The 24,407-nt window shown below is 52.4% G+C and carries 25 protein-coding genes; all 25 read right to left on the minus strand.

Annotation, left to right across the window (positions count from 1 at the left end; all coding sequences use genetic code 11):
* Positions 1-5,166, minus strand: a 5,166-nt coding sequence (locus Q7K71_04715) for a hypothetical protein (GenBank protein MDO8675400.1), incomplete at its 3' end; no start/stop codon positions are given.
* Positions 5,167-5,547: 381 nt separating this feature from the next.
* Positions 5,548-5,916 (minus strand): YraN family protein, encoded by a 369-nt coding sequence (locus tag Q7K71_04720; GenBank protein ID MDO8675401.1) that lies wholly within the window; start codon positions 5,914-5,916, stop codon positions 5,548-5,550.
* Positions 5,906-7,102, minus strand: coding sequence for a hypothetical protein (locus tag Q7K71_04725; GenBank protein MDO8675402.1), 1,197 nt, complete (start codon positions 7,100-7,102; stop codon positions 5,906-5,908). The genes Q7K71_04720 and Q7K71_04725 overlap by 11 nt, the downstream gene beginning before the upstream one ends.
* A complete protein-coding gene (locus tag Q7K71_04730) occupies positions 7,099-7,311 on the minus strand; it encodes a hypothetical protein (GenBank protein ID MDO8675403.1) in 213 nt (70 codons plus the stop codon). Before Q7K71_04730 ends, Q7K71_04725 begins: the two co-directional genes overlap by 4 nt.
* Before the next feature lie 97 nt (positions 7,312-7,408).
* Positions 7,409-8,233, minus strand: a complete 825-nt coding sequence (locus tag Q7K71_04735; protein MDO8675404.1) for a TraU family protein — start codon at positions 8,231-8,233, stop codon at positions 7,409-7,411.
* Positions 8,230-9,096, minus strand: a complete 867-nt coding sequence (locus Q7K71_04740; GenBank protein ID MDO8675405.1) for a prepilin-type N-terminal cleavage/methylation domain-containing protein — start codon at positions 9,094-9,096, stop codon at positions 8,230-8,232. Before Q7K71_04740 ends, Q7K71_04735 begins: the two co-directional genes overlap by 4 nt.
* Before the next feature lie 73 nt (positions 9,097-9,169).
* Positions 9,170-10,018 carry a HipA domain-containing protein gene (locus Q7K71_04745; protein MDO8675406.1) on the minus strand — a complete coding sequence of 283 codons (849 nt, stop codon included), beginning with the start codon at positions 10,016-10,018 and terminating at the stop codon, positions 9,170-9,172.
* Positions 10,018-10,347 (minus strand): HipA N-terminal domain-containing protein, encoded by a 330-nt coding sequence (locus Q7K71_04750; GenBank protein ID MDO8675407.1) that lies wholly within the window; start codon positions 10,345-10,347, stop codon positions 10,018-10,020. Before Q7K71_04750 ends, Q7K71_04745 begins: the two co-directional genes overlap by 1 nt.
* Positions 10,319-10,534 (minus strand): type II toxin-antitoxin system Y4mF family antitoxin, encoded by a 216-nt coding sequence (locus Q7K71_04755; GenBank protein MDO8675408.1) that lies wholly within the window; start codon positions 10,532-10,534, stop codon positions 10,319-10,321. The genes Q7K71_04750 and Q7K71_04755 overlap by 29 nt, the downstream gene beginning before the upstream one ends.
* Positions 10,535-10,634: 100 nt before the next feature.
* A complete protein-coding gene (locus Q7K71_04760; protein MDO8675409.1) occupies positions 10,635-11,072 on the minus strand; it encodes a type II secretion system protein in 438 nt (145 codons plus the stop codon).
* A 19-nt stretch (positions 11,073-11,091) separates the two neighbouring features.
* Positions 11,092-12,123, minus strand: coding sequence for a type II secretion system F family protein (locus tag Q7K71_04765; GenBank protein ID MDO8675410.1), 1,032 nt, complete (start codon positions 12,121-12,123; stop codon positions 11,092-11,094).
* Positions 12,124-12,131: 8 nt separating this feature from the next.
* Positions 12,132-13,739, minus strand: a complete 1,608-nt coding sequence (locus Q7K71_04770; protein MDO8675411.1) for an ATPase, T2SS/T4P/T4SS family — start codon at positions 13,737-13,739, stop codon at positions 12,132-12,134.
* A gap of 1 nt (position 13,740) precedes the next feature.
* On the minus strand, positions 13,741-14,190 hold the full coding sequence (locus Q7K71_04775) for a hypothetical protein (protein MDO8675412.1): 450 nt from the start codon (positions 14,188-14,190) through the stop codon (positions 13,741-13,743).
* The gene (locus Q7K71_04780; GenBank protein MDO8675413.1) at positions 14,187-14,690 is read right to left on the minus strand and encodes a hypothetical protein; all 504 of its coding nucleotides are present in this window, start codon (positions 14,688-14,690) and stop codon (positions 14,187-14,189) included. Before Q7K71_04780 ends, Q7K71_04775 begins: the two co-directional genes overlap by 4 nt.
* Complete coding sequence (locus tag Q7K71_04785; protein ID MDO8675414.1) at positions 14,683-15,864, minus strand: hypothetical protein; 1,182 nt, start codon at positions 15,862-15,864, stop codon at positions 14,683-14,685. The genes Q7K71_04780 and Q7K71_04785 overlap by 8 nt, the downstream gene beginning before the upstream one ends.
* 1 nt (position 15,865) lies before the next feature.
* A complete protein-coding gene (locus Q7K71_04790; protein MDO8675415.1) occupies positions 15,866-17,398 on the minus strand; it encodes a hypothetical protein in 1,533 nt (510 codons plus the stop codon).
* The gene (locus Q7K71_04795; protein MDO8675416.1) at positions 17,283-17,696 is read right to left on the minus strand and encodes a hypothetical protein; all 414 of its coding nucleotides are present in this window, start codon (positions 17,694-17,696) and stop codon (positions 17,283-17,285) included. Before Q7K71_04795 ends, Q7K71_04790 begins: the two co-directional genes overlap by 116 nt.
* 43 nt (positions 17,697-17,739) lie before the next feature.
* Positions 17,740-20,073 (minus strand): TraC family protein, encoded by a 2,334-nt coding sequence (locus Q7K71_04800; protein MDO8675417.1) that lies wholly within the window; start codon positions 20,071-20,073, stop codon positions 17,740-17,742.
* A 28-nt stretch (positions 20,074-20,101) separates the two neighbouring features.
* Complete coding sequence (locus Q7K71_04805) at positions 20,102-20,407, minus strand: TraV family lipoprotein (protein MDO8675418.1); 306 nt, start codon at positions 20,405-20,407, stop codon at positions 20,102-20,104.
* Positions 20,408-20,456: 49 nt separating this feature from the next.
* Complete coding sequence (locus Q7K71_04810) at positions 20,457-21,599, minus strand: TraB/VirB10 family protein (protein MDO8675419.1); 1,143 nt, start codon at positions 21,597-21,599, stop codon at positions 20,457-20,459.
* A 1-nt stretch (position 21,600) separates the two neighbouring features.
* Positions 21,601-22,272, minus strand: coding sequence for a type-F conjugative transfer system secretin TraK (locus Q7K71_04815; protein ID MDO8675420.1), 672 nt, complete (start codon positions 22,270-22,272; stop codon positions 21,601-21,603).
* Positions 22,269-22,865, minus strand: coding sequence for a TraE/TraK family type IV conjugative transfer system protein (locus Q7K71_04820; protein ID MDO8675421.1), 597 nt, complete (start codon positions 22,863-22,865; stop codon positions 22,269-22,271). The genes Q7K71_04815 and Q7K71_04820 overlap by 4 nt, the downstream gene beginning before the upstream one ends.
* Positions 22,819-23,154: a type IV conjugative transfer system protein TraL gene (locus Q7K71_04825; protein ID MDO8675422.1), complete on the minus strand. Its 336-nt coding sequence runs from the start codon at positions 23,152-23,154 to the stop codon at positions 22,819-22,821. Before Q7K71_04825 ends, Q7K71_04820 begins: the two co-directional genes overlap by 47 nt.
* Positions 23,151-23,357, minus strand: a complete 207-nt coding sequence (locus tag Q7K71_04830; protein ID MDO8675423.1) for a hypothetical protein — start codon at positions 23,355-23,357, stop codon at positions 23,151-23,153. Before Q7K71_04830 ends, Q7K71_04825 begins: the two co-directional genes overlap by 4 nt.
* Positions 23,339-24,379 (minus strand): hypothetical protein, encoded by a 1,041-nt coding sequence (locus Q7K71_04835; GenBank protein ID MDO8675424.1) that lies wholly within the window; start codon positions 24,377-24,379, stop codon positions 23,339-23,341. Before Q7K71_04835 ends, Q7K71_04830 begins: the two co-directional genes overlap by 19 nt.
* Positions 24,380-24,407: the final 28 nt, after the last annotated feature.

Raw genomic sequence — 24,407 nt, forward strand, 5'->3', positions numbered from 1 at the left:
GTCCTTGACCGCGTATTCATAATCCGTGACCACGTAAACAGGATTGCCTTCCAAAAGCCCGTCAGAGACGATGGACTCCGCCTTGACGATCATGGAGACCGGCTGCCAGAACAGGATCCTGCCTTCGCTCTCGTCGAGTTCATAGTCCGCGCCGTTTTTCATGACCTTGCTACCGATGGGAAGGCCCGTGACCCTGTCCCTCACCTCCAAGCGGATCTTGTCGCTGCCCTGGATGATCTCCTTATGTTTCAGGAAATACAGCGACCCGCCCGTGCCTAAAAATTCATTGTGCGACGGCCTTTGCTGGACCTCGGCGTGGAAAACCAACGCCTTGCTGCGCGCATCGCCGTAAGGGTTGGTGGCCAGCGACTGGTAATCGATCTTGCCGCCGTAGAACGTGCGGGTAAACGCGGCGAATTCCGTATCTTTAAAATCAAGGGCATAATTCCCCCAGATCGCCGAGGACTTGTCCCACTCAACGAGCAGATACAACGGCCCCCTGGTGTCGGTGGCATCGTAATTGATCGTGCTTTTGTCCCCGTAGATCGGATAATACGCGTTGGGGTCAAGTTTGCGGAATAATTCCTTTTGCGCGCGGTCAGTGTCAAACGAGGATGTCACTAAATATCTGCCCTTGACCTTGCCTTTTAAGTAATACGCGCCTTTGCCCTGTTTCCAAAACCCTGGCTGGAACTGGTCATTGTTCTGCACGGGTTCCACATTGCCGGTATTGAACGTGTATCCTACCTTGGCGTCGCCCAGCGCGACGAACATGAAATAATCGTCGCCGACCTTCACCTGGCGGGTGTAACGTTCAAAACCCAAGGTCCCGCCTGCCCCGCCTATGGCGGGGGATGGCACCCCTATGGCGGGGCCTGCCGCGGGCGCCGACACTTTCGGCCCGACCACTTCCAAAACATAATCGCCGTTGGGTAACACCATTTCCAGATCATCCGGATGGTCCTGCTGCCCGAAACCGGACAGCAGGTCTTGGGGTGTCAATTCCTGGCCCTGTCCGACGGGAACTTCCGCGAACAGCGCGCCGTCCTTGAGAATACGCACGGACCTGATGTCCTGGCCCTGGCGGTCGATCTTGAGCGTTTCTCCCTGAATGGCAATGGCCTGGATCCGGGTATTATTGATCGCGTTCTGGGCCTCGGCCCATTTGCTGTAACTTGCGGCGCGCTGGGCGAGCGCCTCCTTGTCTTTTTGTTTGTCGATCTCTTTGAGATACTGCGCCTCATCCGTGATGATCCGCAGGTCAAACGGTTTCTCGTTGGTCGTGTCATGAGCGCCTTGACTGTCCGTGACGGTCAGAACATAAGAATATTTGTGGTCCGTGCGGATGATCTTGCCGTCATTGCCGCGGCCGTTCCAGAAGAGCGGGTCATAAATATTCAAACGGGCGCCCTCAAAACGCTTGACCAATTTTTTGGTGTCCCTGTCCAGGATATCCAGACGCCAACTGTCGATAAAAGACGCGTAATTGGTGAAAAGCCTGAATTCCACCTGGTTCAAAAAGGCCTCGTTATACATGGGGATCGCCTCGAGCGCCCCCTGGTCCGACGATGGATCAAAGAGCGCGGCATTCAGACGGGGCGCCGGTTTGTTCGCGTCCTGGGTGAGCCGGATCTGTTCATTGAAGAACTGCGCGTCCTTGCCGACGACCTGTTCATTGTCAATGTTAACGCCGAAATTGGCTTTGACCATGAGGCCCGGCGTGATGTCCACCAGCAGGGCTTTATCGGTGGTCAAAAACGTGCCCGGCGGCAAGGTGCGCTCGTTGACGCGCAGGATATGGCGGCCCGGCAAAAGACCGGGCGCGCTGAACTTGCCTTCCCTGTCGGTGGTGATCACCATGCCGTCCTCGGTCACGATCTGCACGTTAGGCACGGGCTTTTCAACAATGGTCCAGCCCTCCGTGGCGTCATATTCCGGCGCGTCCTGAACGCCGTTATCGTTAAGGTCATAGAACACCTTGCCGATGACCGTGCCTAAGTCAAATAACGGGTCCATGATCACTTTCACCATCTCGGTAGCGTAGTTGGAAATGATAAGCCCGTTGCTGTAACGGGCCACGGCCCTGTTTTCGTAAGAACCGACCGTTACTCCGCTGCCGATGATCAGCTGGTATCTCAAGGTCATGGTGGCGCCCGCCGGGACCGTGCCGATGGAAAACAACAAAGGCCGCTGGCCCGACGGTTCGGTCAAAGGCACGCCGTCTAAAAGGACGCGGTTGGACAAATACTTGAAGCCGGGCGGGATACGGTCGTCCAGAACGACATTGTTGACGGCATTGTCGGACGAAAGGTTCTCGATCTTGACCGTGTAGGTGACGACATCGCCGATCCTGGCCTCGCTTTTATTGGCGTCCTTTTCAATGCGCAGTAAAAACCCGTTGGCGTCCACCGGATGATCCATCTCGAGGACGGCCGTGCCGACGGTGAAGGCCTCCCCTTTGGAACCGGTGATGATGGTGCGGCCGCTGGGGAACGTGGTCAATTGGGACGGATAGGTGTAGCCGGTAGCGGAAACAACCATGTAATAATTACCGGCAGTGGCCAAAAAGCTGTAAAACCCGTCGGTGCCGGTCGTGTAAGGATTGTTATCCGCGGCATCCAATTCCACACCCGCCCGGGCCAATTGGCCGGAAGACGTGTATATGGACACTGTCGCGTTCTTGACCAGGCGGTCGGTTGTTGAGTCAAAAACAACCCCGAAGGGATCCGTCAAAGTGACTGTGATCAGGTCGCTGGCAACCCCGTCAACCGTCACGGAAAGATAGTTGGTGCTTTTGGGCAAAGCTGTGGTCAAGGTCACGGAATAACTGCCGTCCGCGGCCACCGTAGCGGTCCCGACGTCCGTCAAGAGCAAAGCACCGGCCGCGTCATTGGCGACAACGGTAACGGTTTGCAACGCCTGCCCCTGCCCGACGATGGTGGGCTTACTGCCGCTGATCTTCTGATTGTTGATCGGTGATGTGATGGTAGGGACCTGGGAGGTGGTGGGGCTGGCCACGACCGTCAAACTGTTCTGTAAACCGGGCACCACCCCCAGATACGGCGTCAAGGCATTGGCGCCCAGGGCCAATTGGATCCCCGCCGTTACCGTGGTCGAGCCGTCCGTATCCTGATCGACGCCGGTCACGACGCGAAAATTACCGTTGGCATCTGACCGGGCCGTGGCCACAATATTATCAGAAATATCTTTAATAGTGATGTTGCTGCTGGCAACAGCCAGCCCGATAATGGTGGGCGTCCTGCCAACGGTACGGACGTCATCGGGAGCTGTGATCCTCAGATTGGAAAAGATCCAGTTGGCATTGTTGTTACCGGCATCCGTGCAGTTCAAGCACGTGACCGTATTGGTCAGGGCATCGGAATCCTTGACATTCAAGGCGTTGACCGTCTGGGCCCCATTGGGAAAGGTGATACTCCATTTGCTGCCGCTTGATGTGGAACGCAGAGTGATGGCGCTGGCACGGGTGCCCAGCAGGGACAGGGTATTGTTGATTGTCTGGTTGCTGCCGGCCGTAAAATTGATCGTTTTGCCTGCCGTTGTTGACGTGAAGTTGTAAAACGTCGTATCGCCGGTGATGGTGGCGGTCGCCGTCGTATCAAAAGTGACGGTCCCGCTGGAATGCGTGAACGTACCGGCCGAATGGGTGAAATCCCCGGCGATGGTAAAACTTTGCCCCGTTGTGGGAGCGGTCAATGTCCCGGTGCCGGAAATGGTCACGGACCCGTTGGCATCGATATTGCCGTTGGTGGCGGTCAATGTCCCGGCACTGATAGCGATATTCCCGGTGACGGTCAGGGTCTTGGCATTGGTGGAAATATCCAGATTCCCGCCGGATATCGTCAAGTTCCCCAGCACGTTCAAATCGGCCGTGCGCAAAAATGTGCCCAAGTTGGTTGAATCATTGATCGTCAGATGATAATACTCGTTGGTCAAAACGACATTTGTGGTCGGGTCGGTGATCTGTATGGTGAACGGCCCTGCCCCGCCGGTACCTGTGTAAGTAAACGTACCTGAATCGGTATCGATGGTCTTGATCTTCACCGTTTCGGTCCCCCTCAAAGTGACCGTCCCGCTATTAGATAGAATATTGGTGACCGTCAAATTATTGCCGGCTAGAGTTACGGTGGCGCTGGCATTGACCGTCAGGTTGGCGATATTGACAGCGGTAGAAAGGGTCGGCTGATTGGCCGGCGCCGAGGGAATGACGGCGGTGTCCGTTGACCCGGGCACAAGACCAATATCCCAGTTAAAAGGATCATCCCAGTCCGTGGAGGCCGACCCGTCCCAGGTCATGGTGGCACCGCTGAACGACCAGTTGATGTTGGTTTGCGGCCCCGTGTCCGTCGAAGTGGTTCCCGCTACCAGCAGCAGCCCGCCGGAGGCATCGGAATCCTTAACGTCCAGATACTGCATGGACTGGGACCCGCCGGCCTGCAAAGAGATCTTCGCGTAGGTGAGATTGGTGCTGCTGCGCAAGCTCAACAGATTGCCGGCCGAGCCCTTGAGCGTCAGAGTATGGGTGATGGTCTGCCCCGCCGCCGAGGCGGTCGTGTCCGCCAGCGTCAGGGTGTCTGCCGCCGCGAGCGGTCCTTTGGTCAAATTGTAAAACGTCGTGGTGCCGCTGATGCTTTGGCTGGAACCATCCAAGGTAACGGTATTGGTACCCGGAGTGAATGTGGCGGAGTTGGTCCAATTTTTCCCCACGGTCATGTTCAAACTGTTGGCGTCAAACGTGCCCGCAGTATTGGAAAAATTGTTGTTGATATCAACGACGTTGGTGATCAATTGGACGGTACTGGCGGCATTATGGGTGAGATTATAAAAAGCATTCGCCACACCGCCGGTGTTCAGGGTCTGTGTGCCGCTGGTGGCATTGAAGGTGACGGTGCCGGTATTGGAAGTGAACGTCCCTGAATTGACCCAGTTACCGGTGAGCGTGATGGTGCCGCTGGTCGTCTGCAAAGTGCCGGCATTGGTGATGTTTCCGGGGACGTTGAGCGTTCCGGTGTTAACGTTAATAGTCGAGCCCGACGGGATCGTGAGGCTCGCACCCCACGCCTGCCCCGCCAAAGGCGGGGCCAAAGAAACGAGGAACACCGCGGCAAGAGTGAGCGTGAAGGAGCGTATGATGGAGAAAATTCGCATCCTCGTGCGTTGTCAACCAATACGTGCTGGTTAAAAGGGGTTGCCACCGCACCCGCTAGGGGGGCAAGCCCCCCTTCGGCGTCCCGACTTATCGTCGGGACTGAGCACCCCCCAAGCGCGGGGGAACAGGTTCCCCCGCACCCCCATTGAGCACTCTGCACTAAATAAATTCAAAAATTGCAGAGTGCTCGTCGGAATAAATATTAATATTAATAGCAAAAGAAAACCTGTATCTAAATAATGGGGGTTGACCCCTCCCCCCATTTATTTTAGATACCGCATATATTCTATATTAAGGACAAGGCAAGACAATGACTGTTTGGGATTTTTTCCGCCAAAGGCGGATCAGCCTTTGGCTGATACGGAACAGATGAATGAGGTTTAACGACTTAGATCAAAAGCATGCGGGATATGTTCAATGCGTGTTTGGCCCGACCCATCCCTGACGATCGAGATCACGTCGAACCTTGCGTTCACATCCACTGTGCCGCAACGGTATTTGAGATAAGAAAACGCAACGCGGGCTATTTTCATTTGCTTATGGCGCGTGACGGAATCATACGGCTGGCCGTAAGCCAGCGACCGACGGGTTTTTACCTCAACAAAAATCAGGATTTTCCCATCGGAAGCGATGACGTCTATTTCGCCTATTTTATTCTTATAATTCCTCTCCAGGATACGATAGCCCTTGGCTTTTAAAAATTCCGCGGCCCGCTCTTCCCCCCATCGGCCCAAACTTTCAATGACCATGGTTATCTCCATTATCGTTGTTAAGATCACGGATAATTTCAAGACGTCTTTTCTCTGCAACATCCGCGACAGAGCCAAGGACCGTCGCGTAACCGCCGAGGCCTGCGCGATAAGACGCCAGAGAATTCTTTTCCCGGACAATGAACTCCAACGCTTGCCGCGTGATCATTTTATGCCCTTCCCTGATGGAAGGATGGATCAGGGCACGGTTTAAAAACTCCAAGGCCATATCATATTGTTCCATGGTCTTTACACGCGCCAACTGTGAAGCGATCTTTCCCAAAACCAGATCGGCCTGTGATGCCTCCAGTGTGAGCCAGTCACGCAAGGATTGATCGGTCAAAGGCAGGCCGGGCAAGGACAGTTCCCGCAGATCGTCAGGATCAACACTTTGACGCCTCCGGTATTGTTCCATAAGGCCGTATAATTTTTCCAGGATCCCGTCCCGGTAGTCGCTAAACACGTTGCCTATCCTTTGGACAGGACCGTTCATCTCATACCCGTTGGGGGTGATCACCCATTTGGGCATGATCGCCGTGATCATATCTTTTCGCTCTCCCCTCACATGCAAACGGCCCAACACTTGACCCATGATGTCGGCGAAGGAAGCGTCAAAAACCAGCCTGCCCTGCGAACAAAACAACATGGTCTTGACCAGATCGGGCTTGCCGCGGTCATCCAATTTGGGATCTTCCAAACACTCCATCCGCGCCTGGTCCGAAAGAACGCCCAGGTCTCCCCCCGTGCGCCTTTGGATGTCTTCCATCTGCCGATAAAACCTGTCCAGCCGCAAATTCCCGGCGATCTGATAATGCTTAAAAAGATCGGCCCCCGCCGGAGAACTGTATTGCCACAGCATCAATGGTGAGTGTATCATGCGCTGCATCAGGATTTCAGTCTCAATACGATCAAACAAAGGTGTCCAGATCTGGTTAAAAAGATCGTCCTTAAAATCAAACGCGGACAAAGGCGGATCAGGGACATTTTGATCACCATACTCGAAAGAACTCAAGGCGGATGTCGACTGATCGTCAAAACCATTACGATAATACAACCCGTAGCTGTCTTTGGCCGCGGCTTTTTTCCAATCATCTCTGCCAAAAGCGTCTTTGTTATCTTCAAAAATGTCAGCGCGAGCGGACGAAAAACAAAGAATAAAAACAAGCCATAAATGACGGCGTATCAATGTTTCTGTTCCTCCTGCTCTACAGCGGCCAAGACCTCCTGCGCTTTCAGGACGCGCTGTATTTTCTCATCTTGCCAGTCCAGATACCGGCGGGCGTTGTCGGGGGTCGGGTTGTCCAGGAGATCAGCAACAGGTTGAGGCGGGGCAGGCGCTAAAACCGGTTCCCGCCAATCCGCGATCTTTTGTGCCTGCCGGAACCCCTCTTTCATGGATCTCTTGCTTCCAGGGAAATACTCTACCGGGCCCATGTGAAAGAAATCAGATGCCCACACGCAATCAGCACAAAGAAAAATGACCGCCGCAAACCTAACGACAGCACTCGCGGCGCCTCCAATAAATCCACACATATTTTTCTCCCTCGGAAACCGCCTGCCTTTGCCATAAACGCGCGTCTGTCCCCGGTGCCATGCATGTGCCTTTTGACGGATGGATCATCTGCATTTTATCGGTCAACAAATTCATACGGAAGTCCAGTGGGGACTCAACCGTATGTTTGGAAACGATGTCGCCGGCAATGCTCACAGCGCGCAAAACGTGCAGGGCCGATGCCACGGTGGAATTCGTATGCACCAAAAACCCGGTGCGCGGGTACAGAGGCCCCCATTGCCCGATATGAAATAACACCTTCTCCCCGTTTTGCATGCGCCATTGAGCGCTGTCTGCTTCAGACAAATACCGGATACCCAAGGTCATATTAGGAACGGACGGACATAAAGCCGCGTCCATAAACATTTTTAACGGAAAATCATAAAGGTGAACTTCGTTAAACTGTAAATTGGAACCGCCCAGGGCCTGAAATCCATTACCGCCGCCCGGATCCACTCCTTTCAACCCGGTCGCGGTCCCCAAAGAGATGCGCGCCGCTTGTTTGGCAAAAGGCCCCACGATGGGACCTATTTCCCGTATGACATAATCCCCGGGTGCTTTGACGCTCTCCATCACCAAAACCGGTTCCCAATATTTCCATCGCACGCCGACGTAAGGCGGATTCGGCTTGGGACATGCCCCTGTTTGTAACCGCATGCACGACCAGTCCACGTTGCGCGCCATTTCCATAAAACTTTTGGCATTGTCCCCACGCGCATGGACATCCGGACAAATCATAAAAAAAATGAGTAAAAGAAAGATCATGGTAATTTCATGATGAACGCCAGCGCGTAAAACGGCGGAACGTTAAAATCAGCGGTCATAGGATGAGTATGGGGCTGGTCCCCTCCGATGCTGGTCGTGGGATAAGGTTTTAGACCGCTGACTGCTACCGTTTCCGGATATCGGGCCCAACCGCCGGAGGTTGTTGTGTCATTGACCATGATATCGAGGTGATGTGAAGGCATTTCAGCGACCGTCAACACGTGGCTGCCGGTCGCTCCCCCGTGATCATGGCTGATCGTGCCGCCGGTCCTGGACAAACTCCCCATGATCATGGTTTTGGCCGCCCCCTGGTCGTCCTGTCTTGCTCCGACGATAAACTTGTCCCGCAAATCCGGGGTGCCGTTGGTCCCGTCGCATAAAGCCCAGCCCTCGGGGATGGAATCAATGGTGCCGGACCAGGCGACAATGACGCCCGGGTCTATGCCCCCCGCGGACCCGTCATAGATCCCTATGGAACTTGTCACTGTTTTCCCGGAAACAGAAGCCATCGGGACGCGCATGGAGACAAGCCCCGTCATATTTTGCGGAACATCGGTCGAAACAGAAAACAGGTCCGAAACATCCGAAACCAGATAATCCGATCCCCAAGCGTTGCGTCCGTCCCACTGCGGATTCACGTACCCCGCCTGGCGCAATGCATTAAGGTCCTGCGGCCAGGTCTTGTCATGCTGTACGTAAAACTTGCGGGCGATGTCCTGCAGGCGGGTGATCTCCAGGGCTGTTTTCTCCCCGGCCTTGACTTCCACCGAACGGATGACCACCGGTGTCGCTGCCGCGGCCAAAATAGCCGCAACAGCCATCACGATGGACAATTCTATGAGGGAAAAACCTTTGTTCTCCAAGGAAGATCTTTACTGCGGGGAATTATTCAGATACAACGGGCCGGGGAAGCCCATAAGGCTAAAGTGATAGGCCTCAAAAATTTATACGCTGATAACGGTCCTTGACTATGACATTAAAACTTTTTTGTTCTTGCGCGTTGAGCTTGGAGACATTGATAAGGCCTTTGATATGACCGGCTTGCCCGATAAATTTCTCATAACGCACCTTGACCGGGATTTGCAGGTGCTCTGCCACGGCATCGAAATCTTCCCTGGACAATCGGTTTTTCTTGCCGTTAATCGCCAAGGCGGATTCCTCCCTTTCATCCGGTATGGCTAGTTTGGAAGAAACAATATCGTATGCCGGAGACAATCTGATCTGCGTGGTCTTATGATAATTGATGGAATAATTTTTTAAATGCGCGTCTCCATTGCCCAGAAGAAAATTCAACACAACCCGTTCAAAGAAAAGCTGCACATCCAGGCCCGGCACAGAAGATATTTCTTTGAGTTTACGGCCTATCTGTTCTACAGAGCCATCGTATTTATCCTTTCCGAGGATCTGGCTGAAATCTTCCTGGTGTATTTTTTGTGCGCTTTGACGGTCAAAACGTTTGACCACGTAGGCAAAACTTCCATCGGTGAGTGGGAGAAGACAATGTTCAGGGATATCAATACCCAGGGCCTGTGCGATGTCCATACAGCATTGTTCGTTCTGTGGAAGATGAGGAAAGGTTTGGGGCTGCGGTTTTAAAATATACTCACCGCCTTCCGGGGCCGGAACCAGTTCGCCCGATCTCTTGTCAAATTTGACTGATAACTTGGGCTGGACGCCGGAAATGGAAAGCTTACCAACCATGTCCTGGGCTTTAAGAGAAATTTCCGGCAATGAGAAACTGATCATGGGCTCCCTGGTCGTCCCGAACATTGACTTGAAAGACATTAAGATCCCTCCCGGACCGTTACTGCTCCTATAGTGTCCATTCCAGCCGTAGAAACAAGGATCCCAAATTGATCGTTACGTTCCACTTTTTGTTTGGCCACAACCAGATCAAGATACCACCCCTCCGGAAGAAGGCCGCTGAAAAAAGGGAACAACTCTTTGGATTCATAAGGATCTTTCCTGGGTGGTAATGAAACAGAAATAGGGATATTTTCTTTTAAGAAATCACGATCATAAACGAACACGTAGCCTTTTTCTGTTTCATACAGAAAACCGGCCCGTTTCTTTCCATAAAACACTTCAGCTGTTTTTAATATTTTGTCGTTCATAACGCACCGCCTCCAGGCGATAACCGAAGAATTTTAAAACCTGATCGACTTTGTCCATCCGCATCGTGGTTTTCCCTTGCTCAAGTTCACGGACAAAACGCAAACCAACACCTGCCCTCTTAGCAAATTCGATCTGAGTTAGGCCTGCCTCTTTGCGTGACTGTTTGACTTTATCGGCTAAGTTCATAGTGTAAGTATACCCCCTATCGGGTGTAATGTCCACAAATTTTTATCATACTTATACCCTATATGTAACAATAATACATTAATACACCATTAAGGGTATACTAAAATGTCGCTGTCCATGTTCCGGCGGACGCGTCAAACACCGTCTTGGACGCGTTGCTGACAAAATAAGCGGTCAGCTTATCCGCGTCCTCTTGTTTTAACCCTGACAAAGATATGTCATAACGCGTCGTGTCGCTGTTGGGAGCCAATGTGAAATCCCCGCCCCAGGGGTTGGTCCCCGCGGCATTAAAATTATCAGGCAAAAACTTGGAGATCTTTAAAGCATCCAGTGAAATACCGGTGTAACTCACCTTACCGGAAACCAGATAATTCTCCGCCGCTGAACGCAAGGACTGCACGCTGTTGGCCGCTGACTGCACGCGGGCATTGTCCTGTATGCCCGATGACATGGAAACCGCCAGGATCAAGATCGCGACCACCGCCAAACCGATGGCCAGTTCTACCAATGAAAACCCTTTTTGATCTGTCTTTTTCATGTTCGTTCTCCTTTTTTGTTTAACCTCCCGCGATGCGGGTCAATCCTCCATAAATGGGCATTAAAAACGCAAAGGCGATGGTCGCCAAAAACACGCCCCCCATCGCTAAAAGTGCGGGCTGCACCAATTGGGCCAAAACATCAAGCCGCGAAGAGACCCTGCGGTCAAAATATTGCGCCAGCCGAAAACAATGATCATCCAAACGCGCCATTTCCTCGCCGCGGCGCAATGTAAAAACAGTCACTGATGAAAAAAATGGGTCTGTCTTGACGGACTCCCAAAAAGACAGGCCGCCGAACATGTACTCCCGGCAATTAAAGATCCGCCGGCTCACTTCACAAGCATGCGCGGTGTTGAGATCATGGATGGCTTTCATCAGCGTTACCCCGCTTTTTAAAAGCACGGAAAGATTAAAAAAATATACGGACAAAATGGACTCTTTGATCACGGGACCTAAGACCGGCACGCGGCATATCCATTTCTCCCAGATATCAGACCTTCGATAAAAAAACCAAAATGCCCCCGCGGTGATCACGGCGGCGCAACCCACGCATAAAAACCAAGAATCCTGTAAAAAACCGCTCAAACCTAATACCCATCGTGTCAGTCCGCGGTCAAAAGCATCCGCGGGAAGTAAATTCTTCAGCCGGGGCACGACGTTCAAGGCCATAAAAAACATAATGCCGAACAACAAAACGAAAACAATGGACGGATAAATGAAAGCTCTTGCCATCTTTTTTCTCATGTCGCTCTTGCGGCGGAAATATTCCGCGAGAACCCTGAAGGACTCCGATAATTGACCGGCCTGTTCTCCGGCATGGATTGTGGTCCACGCGAGCCAGGGAAATTTTCCGGTTAAAGTCATGGCTGCCGAAAGCGTTTGGCCCTGACGCGTATCGTTTTCCATCCGCCCGATCACTTTGATCAGAACGGGATCCCCGGTCGTCTCTTTCAGGGCGGCCAATATATGAGGGACCCCAGTCCCGGTCAAAAGCATATCGGCAAAATCACCAAAAAATTCAGATAGAACAGTATCGGACAATTTACTCATTGAATAACCTACCCTAATATTCTGACAACTTCTTCAATGCTGGTCGTGCCGGCAAGGACCAAACGCCTGGCATCAGAAACCAATGTCCTGTGGTCCTTGCACGCATTGAGATGGCCCTTCAAACCAAAGATATCGCCGTGGCTGATCATGCAGACCATGTCATCATTAATATTTAATACCTCCGCGATGACTGTCCGGCCGTCGAAACCTTCGCGGCAGTATGAACAGCCCTGCGCCGTAAAAATGATCTGTTCCTCCCGGGACAAATATTTGCGGCCATATTCAGGCAGGTCCACGCGCCTGACCCTGCGATCTTTTTTGCATAAAGGACACAAACGCCGCACCAGACGCTGGGCGATGACCATGCCCAAATTATTGGCAAGATAGGCCCAGGATACGCCCAGATCATTCAAACGCAACAGGGCATCCAGCGGTTTATTCGCGTGCAGGGTGGCAAAAACCTTATGTCCGGTCATGGACGCACGCAGGGCTTCCTGGGCGGTTTGTGCGTCACGGACCTCTCCGATCAAAATAACGTCCGGGTCATGCCTTAAAAAAGCCCGCACCGCCTCGTGAAAATAAATACCGCGTTTGGGATTGATCTGCACCTGGGACATCAACGACGACTCGATCTCCACGGGATCTTCCACGGTCATGATCTTGCGGCTGATGTCCTTGCTATGATTGAGCATCGCGTAAAGTGTAGTGGTCTTGCCGCAGCCGGTGGGGCCTATGACCAGCGTGATCCCTTCCGGTTTGATCAGATCATCCCGGATCATTTCCCAATGGTCAGGCGCGTAGCCCAGATCGGTCAGGGCAATGGCCGCCTTTGATTTATCCAAAAGCCGCAAGACCAGGGACGAGCCGTGCACCGAAGGAATATGCGATACGCGCACGTCCACATCGCGGTCCATGTGACGATGGGTGAATCGGGCATCATGAAAATGCCCAAAATCACTGACCGCCACTTCGGCTTTATGAAAAATGATGTTGGCCAAACGGGACAGGCGGGACAAACGCAGCGTGTCCCTGAAACGCAGGATGCCGTCCACACGAAAACGCATTTCCACGGCCTTAGCGGAAGGTTCAATATGGATATCGGTGGCCCCCTGGGCAATGGCCGCGTTCAAATGCCCCTCAAACCAGATCAAAAGGTCGTCCCCGCCCTGCGCAACAGCCGCCTGGTCTGCCCGCCGACCGATGATCTTCTCCAGCGCTGACCTTAAATGTCCCTCGGGACCGACATAAAATCGAACAGGGCTTTTGAATTTGCTTTGAATATGGTCCGTCGCGCTGATATCATCCGTCCTTGCAAAAATGAAAGCAATGCCGCCGGAGGACTGCAACGGAAAAACCATATGCTCCAGCAAATAATCAATACCCATGATACGCGCCGCCTCAAGATCAGGGACATACTCCCCCTCATAAACATCCCACCCCACCTGCTGGGCGAGCGCGTCGGCAACATCCTTGTCCTTGATAAAATCGTAGTGGCGCAAAACCTTGCCCAAACGTTCCCCGCCGTTATTTTTCTGAACTTTCAGGCAAAAATCCAGTTGTTCACGGTCGATCAGGCCTTTGTGCAAAAGAATATTGCCCAGACGCTCATTGTTCATCTTAGCCCCCTGCCCATTCCAATGAACGCGTCCGGCCATCGGGATATTGAATAAACACCGCCTGGTCCGTAATTTTCGTGATCTTCATTTTGCCTTCTATGTCCTGTCCTTCACGGACATAAAATATCCTGCCTTCAACGCTGATAAAAGCATGTCCGACGCCTTCCTTGATGACAATACCGGACACGCGGATGTCCGGCAGGCCGCCAGGGGCCGGCGTCCCTTTATCCTGCGCGACCGTACCGCTTAACCCGGCCATTTTTGCCTGGATCTCTTTCTTTTTAAATTCCAGGTCGGCTTTTTCAAGGTCCAAACTCAAAAGTTTGATGTCCTTTAAACGATCGTCTTCCTGCCGGATAAAATCCTTCATGGCGTCATACCCCTGATCGTCCTGGCCCCAAGCCAACGGTACAGCCGCCGCAAGCATAAAAACAACCAGTCCTGTTTTCATATGCCCCTCCCGTATAATTCAACCGTTAAAACCAGACCCCTGCCGCCCTGATACACAATTTCCTTCACGCGCAGGGGGCCCTTGTTTTCCATTTGACGCATGAAATCCAGCACCGCCGTATTTTTGTCCACGCCGGCCATATCGGAAAAAGTGACTTTCACATCCGCTGTCATGACTCCCGGCCACGCGGACGGCCTAAAAGCCTGTACGATAACTCCCTGTTCATTGATCCCCTCAATATGGACCGCACTTTTAATACCCCGGTAATGCGACACAACGTCCATGGCCTCATAAAACCGGCGTGCATTTTGCTCCAAGGAGATCAGGTCATCATCCGAAAATGTCTTCATGCGCTCGATCAAACTCTTCATATGCGTCATATCTTTCTTGAGTTTTTCCACCTCAATGGTGTCCCGTTTTATCCGCGCAGGGATGTCCGCGGCCTGCAAACCAAAAAAGATACCCGCTAAGAATCCGAGGGCGATAATGACCTTATTCATGACCGCCTTCCTCCTTCAAGACGATTGTTTGCCCCCAACGTCCCTGCACGACAACATTCTCGAGAAACACATTCCGGAACATCCCGGAACGTTCAAAATATCGCGCGATGACATTGTCCTGTTGGGGATAAATAACACCCACAAACTGCCAGCGGGTATCATCAACCCTGTCCATCCGGAATTTTTGGATCAAATACCCGCGGGGTATGCCTGAAATAAAATCATGGTACAAACGTCCATAGTCAACCGGCGCGGACTGCTTTAAAAATGAGAAAAATTTCTTTTGGTCAACAACGGCCAATTCATCGCAAACGCGTCGATGCTCCTGCCGTGTATCAGCCAACCGGACGGCCATGTCCTGTTGATGGCCCATGGACAATGCCCAAAAACAAAACCCCAAAGCCGCCATGACCATAGAAACAGTTACGGCCTTCAAGACCCCGCGAACGGTCTTTCTCCTTTTCTGTTTCAAAATGTCTTCGGGCAAGGCAAAATGCATGGCGAACTTGGCGTTCTTTAATCCCTCAAGAACAGGGCAGGAATGGTCAACGTGAATAATGTCTTGTTTGGTAAACAAACCGTGATCGCAAAAGGCCGTGAGCCATTCGCGATTATTGGAAACAATGATGAACGCAACGTCCCTGGGCGCGGCCCCTTCTTCTTTTTGGGAAATATAATTCTTCTGGTGGCGCTGGATCTCGGAAACCATGTACGCGGTGTCGCGCATGCTGATACGCCTAGGAGCCGTCAACCGCGCGCCCTCGATGATGGTCAACACCGCCTGCGTCTTTAAGTCATCCAGAAAGATCACAGCTTTGTCTTTGAACAGCAGTCCCCTGCCGTTTAAAAAAGCACGGAGCGCCACGGGATAAGGCACCAAGGACACGACGGGGACCGGCTTGAAATAACGGTGCACGCGTTCAATGTCTGTTTTAAGGGCGCCGATGACTTGATAAACGTTTGCGCCCATGCGCTCATGCTGGACAATGTGATCAGAGGCAAAGGCGGACTCAAGCAGCGGTTCCGTGACATTCTTGACCGCGCAATCAATAAAGGCGGCGCGCACGGACTTCATGCGGGACTTATAAAGACGTGTTGTCTCTTCCTGGCCGCAAACCGCGGGACGGCCTTCAATGTCCAGATACAACCAATCGTCAAATAATACGTGGACCATGCTAGATCTTCCTGGGGGTGATAAAGATCACCAGCTCTGTTTTGTTGTTCTTGTTTTGAGAGTATTCAAAAAGTTTTCCTAAAACCGGTATCTTGGACACGACCGGGACGCCCTGTTTTGTCTTTTGAACATAGGAAGTGATGAGCCCGCCGATGGCGACGGTTTGGCCTTCACGCAATTTGACCAGCGTGTTGATGGACTTGGTCGTGGTCTGCGGCGCCTCGATCGTCGTCGTGCCTGAAGTGATGGAGCGGATATTGTCGATCGTGGTCACGACCGGGGTCACGGAAAGATAAATTTGGTCACCGACGATATTGCCCAATAAACGCATGGTCACCCCCTCCTGCACCTGGGACGTGGAGATGGATGTGATGGTCCCCGTCTGGGTGGTCTCAAAAGTGGTCTTGTCCACGAAACTCTGGGTGGAGCCGACCTGGATGACCGCGGTTTGATTGTTCAGAATGGTCAATCGCGGCTGGGACACAACTTCCACCCTGCCCTGCTTGGCCAAAGCGTCAATGGCCAGCTTGATCCCGCCCGCGCTGACGCCTGAACCCGGTCTGGGACCATCGGCATTGAAGGTCAGGAATTGGCCGCTGGTGAAATTACCCGACGCGAAATTCGTGGCCATGCCCAAAGAATTCAATGTCTTTAAACTTTCGGCGAGCGCGTTCCAATCCACGCCAAAACGGTGCTCATCGCTTAAAGCCACTTCCACCACCTTGACGTCCACATCGATCTGCTGGGCAACGCGGCGGTTGAGTTCGTCAAAATATTGTCCGATACGGTCCAGAAACCCGGGTGTGTCCGTCACCACCACAGACCCGGCTGGCTTATTGGCGGAAAATTGCCCACCGGGAGAAATGAGCGTTTTCAGATTGGCCGCGATATCATCCCAAAATGAGATCTCCAAGGCCTTATTGTTGACCAGGACCTTGGTCCCTAATTTGATCTGCTGTGGATTGGTATTTATTCCCGTTGACGCTGCGTTGGCGCTTTGGACGAACGACTCATTGCTGGTCGTATCATTGAACGTCTGAACGATCGGCGGCAAAACCACGCGGTAGATCCGTGTTTCCTGGGACAAAATGACCAGATCACCGTCTTTGGCCTTAAACCCATAACCCAAAGGATACAAAACCGTATTCAGCACGCGGCTGACAGGCGCGTCGCTTAAGTCAACGTTCACTTTTTTGTCCTCCACGCCGGGCCCCAACAATAACTGATATCCGATGGACTGTGCTAACGGTTTTAGGACCACGCTTAAAGGAAGATCTTGCGCCTTGACCGTGACTTTCGTCGTCAACGCATTTTGCATTTCGTCCCCCGCCGTCATCCTGAGGCCGTAGGCCGAAGGATCTCTTTGAGGTCCTTCGCCCTTTGGGCTCAGGACGACATCTTGGTTCTTGACCCATTCCTCATGGATGATCCTGGCTTTCTGGACCTGTGTCATCGGTTCGCTTTTGGCCCACACCGCCGGGCAAATGAGTGATATCAGACACAGCCACGTTCCTATCTTGCGCGTGATGTTCATAACTCTCCTTAGGTTGTGTATTGACAGGATAAGCCGGAGCAACAGCCCATTCGCCGGGTTGGATAATGACCATTTCCTTGTGCTCGGGCATAAAAACGCCGTTGGCCACATGCGCCGGAACATTCACCTCCTGGACCATGGGCTGGGTCCAATGATAATAGGGAAAGTTACCACCCTGGAAACCGGCGGCGATGCGCTGCATTTGTTCTCCCACGCCGGCCCGGTAACCCTGTTCATAAACGCCTTTTTGTTCAGGGGATATCGTCGCGCAGCCGGAACAAAATAAAGCCAGAACCACGACCCCCTCCCTAACCCTCCCCACAAGGGGGAGGGAACATATCTTATTGAATTCCATACGGATGCTCCTTGGCGCACAAGTTGACGGCCTCGATGAAATTGCCGTTGCATGATCCGGCTTTCTTAAAAAGATAGTCATTATTTTTTGGCTCGGAATTCGCGACCCAGTATAAGAACGGGTCCGGCACTAAGCGGATAACGCCTTTGCAGGCATCGGTCATGACCAACCCTTCGGAAAATTTTCCTTTCACGGTCGTGACGGTCTTTAGCAATTGGATGGTCGCCTCATCAAAAGATAATTTATCTTTGAGAAGATCAATCACGGCCTGTTCCTGTTTGAGAAAGATCTTATTGGCCGTGTTGGCGATAACGGCCATGCCGCTTTCCTGGCGGGTCAGGTCCGCGACTTCCTGGGTGATGGCCACCACCGAACAACGGTATTTACGGAAGGTCTTGAACGCGTTGGCGATGAAGTCCGCTGTATTCTTGACCTTGAGCAGGGACCATGCTTCGTCAATCAAAAGGTATTTGCGTTTGGGACGCATATCAGCGGCGCAGACAAAATTGGTCATAAAAAACATGAGATTCAATAAAACCGCCAATTGCAGGTCGGGATAGGCGCTCAAATTGGCCAGTTCAAAAACGACAAAACGGCTTTGGATGGAAAATTGATTGGGACCGTCAAAGAAAGCGCCATACGGTCCCTTGCGGGTAAAAGGTGTCAGGCGTAAAGCTAGCGTTGGGCCCATCAAAGAATTGACGCCGAATTCATCGTTGAATGCGCCGTCGTTCAGAACACGGACCACATCGGACAAAACAATTTCCGGGTGGGCGCAGGGGCCCGCCCCTACGTCCTGTTTTTCATAGGCCTTGAGAACCGCCCGGTGCAAAAGGCCTTCTTCTTCCCTGTTGAGCCGGTCGCGCTCGTCGCCGCCGGAGGCCATTTGCGATAATAAAGAAAGCAGGAACGACAGATTCTCCGGTGTCGGCGGATTGGCGAAAGGATTGATGGTCACCGGCGCGTTCAGATCGAACGCCATGTATTGCCCACCTAAGATCGTACAAAGTTTCTTATAGGAATCCCCTTTGTCCAAAACAAAAAAGTGCGCGTCCAAACGTTCATTCTGCAAAACAAAATCGTTCATGAAAAAACTTTTCCCCGAGCCGGAAGCGCCGATGACCATGGCGTGGGGATTGGTGTTGGAATCAAAGAAATCCACATTGACCTTTGCTCCCCGGCGGTTCACATAGACCTGCGCCGCTGTCTTGGTGCCGCGAAAAGCGCCATACAAGGGGAGCATGTGACTGGCATTGGCCGAGGCCACCCGTTTGGCGCGGCGTATGAATTTTTCATAATAAGGATCAAAATTCAACGGCAGGCATGTCAAAAACAGCGACGCGGCGATCAGGTCTTCTTTAATACCCTCGCAGTTAAAACGGTTCAGGCCGTTGATGACCGCGTCCGCGAAGGCATCGCAAGCCGCGGGGTCCTCGTGGCGGACAATGAAATGCCAGCGTCCATAAACGATCTTTCCGGCCCCCTTGAACATGTCCGCGATGGTTTCATCCAGCTCTTTCTTTTTTTCCACGGCCTCAACGCTTTTGTCGCCCAGCCAATTCTCCTGATGCATGAACGCGAAACTTTTTTGCATTTGCAGGCGGGAAAGGGTCTCGGCCAAAGGCGGGACCGTGAAATTAACGACAATCATCAGGTCCGGCGCCGCGTCCAGAAGACAAAACGGATGGCCGTCATGGAACTCGCGGCTGAACATGCCGCATACCGTTGCAGAAGGCAATTCCTTTAAAGTGACAACTCTCATATGGACACCCTCGCAAACAAGATCTTGAGGCGTTGTCTGCGGGGAAGAAAAAATGATCTGGTCCCTGATGGGATCTTCCTCGTCTAAAACGACCTTGGGGATGGACTGCCTGCGTTTAGGGTTCAATATCCCGTACAGCCATTGGGTCATGGCCTCGCCGTCCACCGGGTGATATTCAATGCCAGCCGATTGAAACACCCCCTCGATGAGCGACGTATATTTCTTAAAATCCTCCTGATGCGACGCCATCTGTTGGGGATGGCGCCAATGGGGAAAATAGCGCAAGGTAAAAAAGACATCCGTCTTTTTCAAGATCATCTGGCAGGCCAATTTTTCCGTCGGGATACGGGTCAAAAGATTTTCCAAATGGCCCGCGAGCAAGGACAGGAATTCCTGCCCCCTGCCTTCGGTTTCCCATGGATCAATATGCCATACCTTGCCCAGACCGCCGTCAGCCAATACAAAAACACCATCAGCATATTCGATATATGGCAGCAGATCAGCGAGGCAGTACCCTTCATCAAATAAGGCCTCCATCTGTTTTAATCGAAGCGCCATCGTACGTCCTCCTTAAAAAGGGGACACCTTATGGTGTCCCCTTTTCCGGTATCATGGGCACGATCACCGGCACGTTGACATTTTGTGTTTCTTCCTGAATGAACCAGCGCGGGGGCTGGACCATGACATACACCCAATGACCTGCCACCAAAACACCACCATCCTCATCAGACCTGTGGTCCGGTATCCAGACCTTGCGCACCACAGGGCCAGTCATCACAGGAATGTAGGGTTTAACGTAACCGAATGTCTTTTGCTCCTTGAGATTTTCCTGCATATAACGGGCCGTATCTTTCTGACTGTCCCCGACGCTGTTGGCGTAAATGTCCATCATGGTCAGGCGAGGTATCAATACAGGCCTTTGATGAGGACCAACGCAACCGCTAATCGAGATGAGCAACACGGATGTGAGCACCGCGCGGTAAACCATCGATCTTGACCCCTTTCTGGACGATGAAACAAACCTGCGTGCCGCTTTTAACATGCACAGCCGGCACTAAATTCTGCGCCTGCTGTCCGTAATATTCCGCCATCTTGCCGGCACTTTGGGCCAAACCGGAAAACAGCGCGTTCTTGGACGCACTGCCCGTGACATCACGGGTGACGTCCCCATCACTGTTCCTGCTGGTCGTGATCTCGCCGTCAGCCAGGGCCTGTGCCCCTCCGGCGGTGAAGCCACCCATGAAATTCAAAGCCAAGGCCCGGCCGGTGTTGCGGATGACCTGCCCTTTGATCCCCAGATCTCCCTGGGCATCGGTGACATAACCAAGGTCAGCCCCCTCTTCGAATGTCTGCCCATTAGGTAATACCGATGAAATGGAAATGATCTGTATCAGCGCGCGCTCGGAGACCAGATCACCGAAGGCCTTGCCCAAAACAAAGGCGCCCTTCAAGGGGATGCGCGTCTGGTTGGGGCCATGAAACGCTTCGTCCAAGGATATCAGCACCGGCAAAGGATTATTCGCATCGGAGGCCGCGTAAACACCGGTCAACAGCGTGCCTTTGCAGAAACTACCCATGGGCAAATAAACAGTATCCGCGTCCCGGTCTTTGCGGACAACGGGTTGTATGTCGGCAATGGATAGTTCTACCGTCTGACCGGAGGAGGCGCCCATCGGATTAGACGTTTCCATTTGATCCTGAAATTCAGACAGCCGGTCTTCCATTTTGGTTGTCAACCGGCCGTCCAATTTCGCCACGGTCTTGGTGATGCCCTTTTGGCCGCTTTTGATCTCATCGGCAAGGGACTTCATGCTCTTAACTTCCTGCTCCATGGCTTTGACGCGGTCCTCAAAGTCGTAATAATTCTTCTCCAGACGGACAAGATAGGCCTTCTGGTCAATGCCGCCGACGGACAAACCGATATTCTTGCCCTCTGACGACTGCACTTTCCGGCCGGCGGCGGGTGGCGCTTCTTTCCCTGATGCCATCACAAAACAAACCAATCCCAGACCGGCCAAACTGATCAAAGGATAGGCGATCATGGGGTGCTGACGGATCTTTGTTTTGATCTCTTCAATGTTCATATTATTTTCCAACCACCAAATAAACCGCTGTGCTGTCCCCTTCCCGGCCTTTGGGGGCGATCATGTCCCTATCTGATGTGATCGCTAATAAACGGGGAAAAGTTACCTGCTCAATGGGAACAATGACGCTATTATCCGTCAGATTCCTGGCTTCCAAAATATAGGCAGTCAATGCCGGTAGATCATAACCGGAACGCACATGCAGTTGAATTTTACTGTCCTTAAAAAGGATGTCCGCGCGATTGACCTTAAGCGCCGTTGATCCCGGCGGCTCTTGTCCGGAGAGAATATCCTTCATCACATCCATCACGTCATTGCCGGCGCTTGGACTAACACTGCTGACGGAAGCCCCGTTGATCTCAACCTTGATATCGTGTTGGGGCGCGATGGTCAGGGTTAATGGATAAGACCGGCCGGAGACGGTTGTGACAAAAACATCCGCCGGTGTATTTGATTTCGGCAAAAGATACAGCGACTGGTCTAAAACTTCAACGAGCACGGAATCCGACGCGCCGCCCTTGACGATCTTGGCGATCTTTTCGGGAAAAAATACTTCGCTCACCTTACCGACAGCCACGTGGACCGCAGTGCTTGGTTCTTGTTTGGAAATGTCCTTGGCCCAAACATTTCCGGTGTTAAAAAGGATGCAAAGACATACAAAGACCCTGTTCATAATGCTCCCTCTTCCTGGTCAACGCGGTCCACGGTCATCCCGTATGGGTTTCCATCCGTGGGGTTGACCGGACGCAGGCGTAAATGATAAACGACTTGTTGGGTTTTAATTTCTTCCTTGCCGACGTAAACACCCTTCTGACCGCGGACAGTGACTAAAAAACCGTTTTTGTCCGTCTCCACCACAGGGTCCTGGCTCAAAGAGAATAACGACGAAATGTTGTTCTTTTTGACCTCTTCCATGTCTTTTTCCAAACTGATATGGATCTTGGACAATAAGACGGGTGACATGAATTTGCGGGCGCGGGCATAGGCGTCCTCAACCGTGGCGGGCGTAAAGTTCGTCCAGTTCAAAAGCCAGGACACCGCGAACGCATTGGCGGTCATTGACCCCGAGGCCGGGGCAACGGCTAAACCCGCCTGGGCCACTCCGGGAATAAAATAAACCGGCCTGGGTTTTAAAACAAAACAACCCGCGACCATGGCCAGGGCCAGACAAACGATGGACAAGGCCGCGACCGCATATCCCAATTTCATGTTGTTCTGTTCAGCGCTGGCCCAGCGCTCGACAAACAGCGAACTTTTTGACTTCATGCTTTCCATTATTTTTACTCCAAACCGCATATGTTCTCGTTTTCGCGGGCAATAAACCCGGCAGGTCAAATCCCAAGCTGTATATCCGATGCAACAGGTATCCCGACGGTTTCCCCTTTTTGAAACGGGCCAATAAAAACCAGCCAGCAAAACCGAGCACGCCGGGAATCATGGGGCCTAAAAATAAGCTCAAGATCCCGACAGCCAAAGACAAAAGCCCCAGGTCTTCGGGCTCAAGGCCGAATAATAAAACCGGCTTATCCAAGGTCCGCGGGCATTTAAGGTTCATTTGGCCACCTGCTCCAAAAGAATGGGTAAGAATAAAAGAATTATGAAGGCGGCGCCACACGAGAGGGCCAATTTATGCCGCCCGCGCAAAAGCCCGCCGACGCCGGCCAGCAAAATCAATGCCGCCAGGATCTTGGCGATGGGGCCTTTGAGAATATCAATGGCCTGTGTTGAAAAATCAGTGACTACGTTGAGTGGGTCCATGTTTTTCTCCTTGTTAGTAAGAAAGTCATCAGCGGCATAAGGCACAACAGCAAGGCGCCGAAAACGGCATAGGTTGGGTATTCCCAAAACCAAGCCGCCGATAATGCCTGGCGCGCCTGTGCGGAGGCCATGGCCAGCGACGCAAAATGACATAAGGCCCCGCCCAAAACCCACGATTTGATCCAAATAAAATTGCGAGCGTAGGCCGTCAAAAAAGAAAAGTCGCAGGTGAATAGCATGGCCAGCAGGGTAAAAGGAAAAACAATGCCCAAGGAGGCGTTGGCAATGCTGTACATATAAGGGAAGACAGCGAAAACCCAGCCGCAGATTTTCCATAGTAGGGGCGGGGTTTCCCCGCCCGTCATTAGCGGGCCGGGTGACCCGGCCCCTACTTCGTATTGAACCAGCGATCGCAGGGCCTGATCGTCCAGATCACCACTGGATGTTTCTGTTGATCGGAACAGATATTCCCGCGCGGCAGGCCACGGGCTTGCGGGGCTGTTGAGAATTCCAAGCAAATCCTGACTTAATCCCCTCCACTCTGTTTTGGCCTGCGGAGAATAATGCCTGACCACCTGCGGGTCACCGGGCCACACGCGAAGGCCGGTCATTCCCAAGGCCGGAAGATAATGAGCGTGGACGAATTCGGACAAGCGGTCTTTGAGCGCTGGGTCTTGAACTCCCTGCCGGACAAAGGCGCGCATTTGAAAAGACAGCCGGTGTGGGGCAAACGGATCTTCTAATACTATAGCTCCCTTAAAGACAGCATCCGCCATGTCGGAGGCAAAGGCAAAAAGGACCGGCGCCCTGTCTTCCTGTCTGCGGGGCACTATATAGAGAAGGTAGATGCTTAAAGCAATGAAGGCAAAAAGAAAAAAGCGGGAAAAATTCGAGGATTTGGCAGAATACCACAAAGATAACAAGAACCCGGCGGTAAAGGCCGCGATGCCCAGGGGGGTGTTGATAAAAACGTAATCAGTGATGAGGCCGCAAAATTTGGCCGAACTGAACAACGCGTCCACTTAGAAAACCACGGTGCGGGGATCAATA

The sequence above is a fragment of the Candidatus Omnitrophota bacterium genome (assembly GCA_030650275.1).
Lineage (GTDB): Bacteria > Omnitrophota > Gorgyraeia > Zapsychrales > Fredricksoniimonadaceae > JACPXN01.

What these genes read in the sequence shown, in the direction of transcription:
- Q7K71_04720 (MDO8675401.1), bottom strand. Translation starts at nt 5,916, where the DNA reads ATGGTCATTGAAAGTTTGGGCCGATGGGGGGAAGAGCGGGCCGCGGAA.
- Q7K71_04730 (MDO8675403.1), bottom strand. Translation starts at nt 7,311, where the DNA reads ATGAAAGAGGGGTTCCGGCAGGCACAAAAGATCGCGGATTGGCGGGAA.
- Q7K71_04735 (MDO8675404.1), bottom strand. Translation starts at nt 8,233, where the DNA reads ATGATCTTTCTTTTACTCATTTTTTTTATGATTTGTCCGGATGTCCAT.
- Q7K71_04745 (MDO8675406.1), bottom strand. Translation starts at nt 10,018, where the DNA reads ATGTCTTTCAAGTCAATGTTCGGGACGACCAGGGAGCCCATGATCAGT.
- Q7K71_04750 (MDO8675407.1), bottom strand. Translation starts at nt 10,347, where the DNA reads ATGAACGACAAAATATTAAAAACAGCTGAAGTGTTTTATGGAAAGAAA.
- Q7K71_04755 (MDO8675408.1), bottom strand. Translation starts at nt 10,534, where the DNA reads ATGAACTTAGCCGATAAAGTCAAACAGTCACGCAAAGAGGCAGGCCTA.
- Q7K71_04760 (MDO8675409.1), bottom strand. Translation starts at nt 11,072, where the DNA reads ATGAAAAAGACAGATCAAAAAGGGTTTTCATTGGTAGAACTGGCCATC.
- Q7K71_04765 (MDO8675410.1), bottom strand. Translation starts at nt 12,123, where the DNA reads ATGAGTAAATTGTCCGATACTGTTCTATCTGAATTTTTTGGTGATTTT.
- Q7K71_04770 (MDO8675411.1), bottom strand. Translation starts at nt 13,739, where the DNA reads ATGAACAATGAGCGTCTGGGCAATATTCTTTTGCACAAAGGCCTGATC.
- Q7K71_04775 (MDO8675412.1), bottom strand. Translation starts at nt 14,190, where the DNA reads ATGAAAACAGGACTGGTTGTTTTTATGCTTGCGGCGGCTGTACCGTTG.
- Q7K71_04780 (MDO8675413.1), bottom strand. Translation starts at nt 14,690, where the DNA reads ATGAATAAGGTCATTATCGCCCTCGGATTCTTAGCGGGTATCTTTTTT.
- Q7K71_04785 (MDO8675414.1), bottom strand. Translation starts at nt 15,864, where the DNA reads ATGGTCCACGTATTATTTGACGATTGGTTGTATCTGGACATTGAAGGC.
- Q7K71_04790 (MDO8675415.1), bottom strand. Translation starts at nt 17,398, where the DNA reads ATGAACATCACGCGCAAGATAGGAACGTGGCTGTGTCTGATATCACTC.
- Q7K71_04800 (MDO8675417.1), bottom strand. Translation starts at nt 20,073, where the DNA reads ATGGCGCTTCGATTAAAACAGATGGAGGCCTTATTTGATGAAGGGTAC.
- Q7K71_04805 (MDO8675418.1), bottom strand. Translation starts at nt 20,407, where the DNA reads ATGATGGACATTTACGCCAACAGCGTCGGGGACAGTCAGAAAGATACG.
- Q7K71_04810 (MDO8675419.1), bottom strand. Translation starts at nt 21,599, where the DNA reads ATGAACATTGAAGAGATCAAAACAAAGATCCGTCAGCACCCCATGATC.
- Q7K71_04815 (MDO8675420.1), bottom strand. Translation starts at nt 22,272, where the DNA reads ATGAACAGGGTCTTTGTATGTCTTTGCATCCTTTTTAACACCGGAAAT.
- Q7K71_04820 (MDO8675421.1), bottom strand. Translation starts at nt 22,865, where the DNA reads ATGAAGTCAAAAAGTTCGCTGTTTGTCGAGCGCTGGGCCAGCGCTGAA.
- Q7K71_04825 (MDO8675422.1), bottom strand. Translation starts at nt 23,154, where the DNA reads ATGAACCTTAAATGCCCGCGGACCTTGGATAAGCCGGTTTTATTATTC.
- Q7K71_04830 (MDO8675423.1), bottom strand. Translation starts at nt 23,357, where the DNA reads ATGGACCCACTCAACGTAGTCACTGATTTTTCAACACAGGCCATTGAT.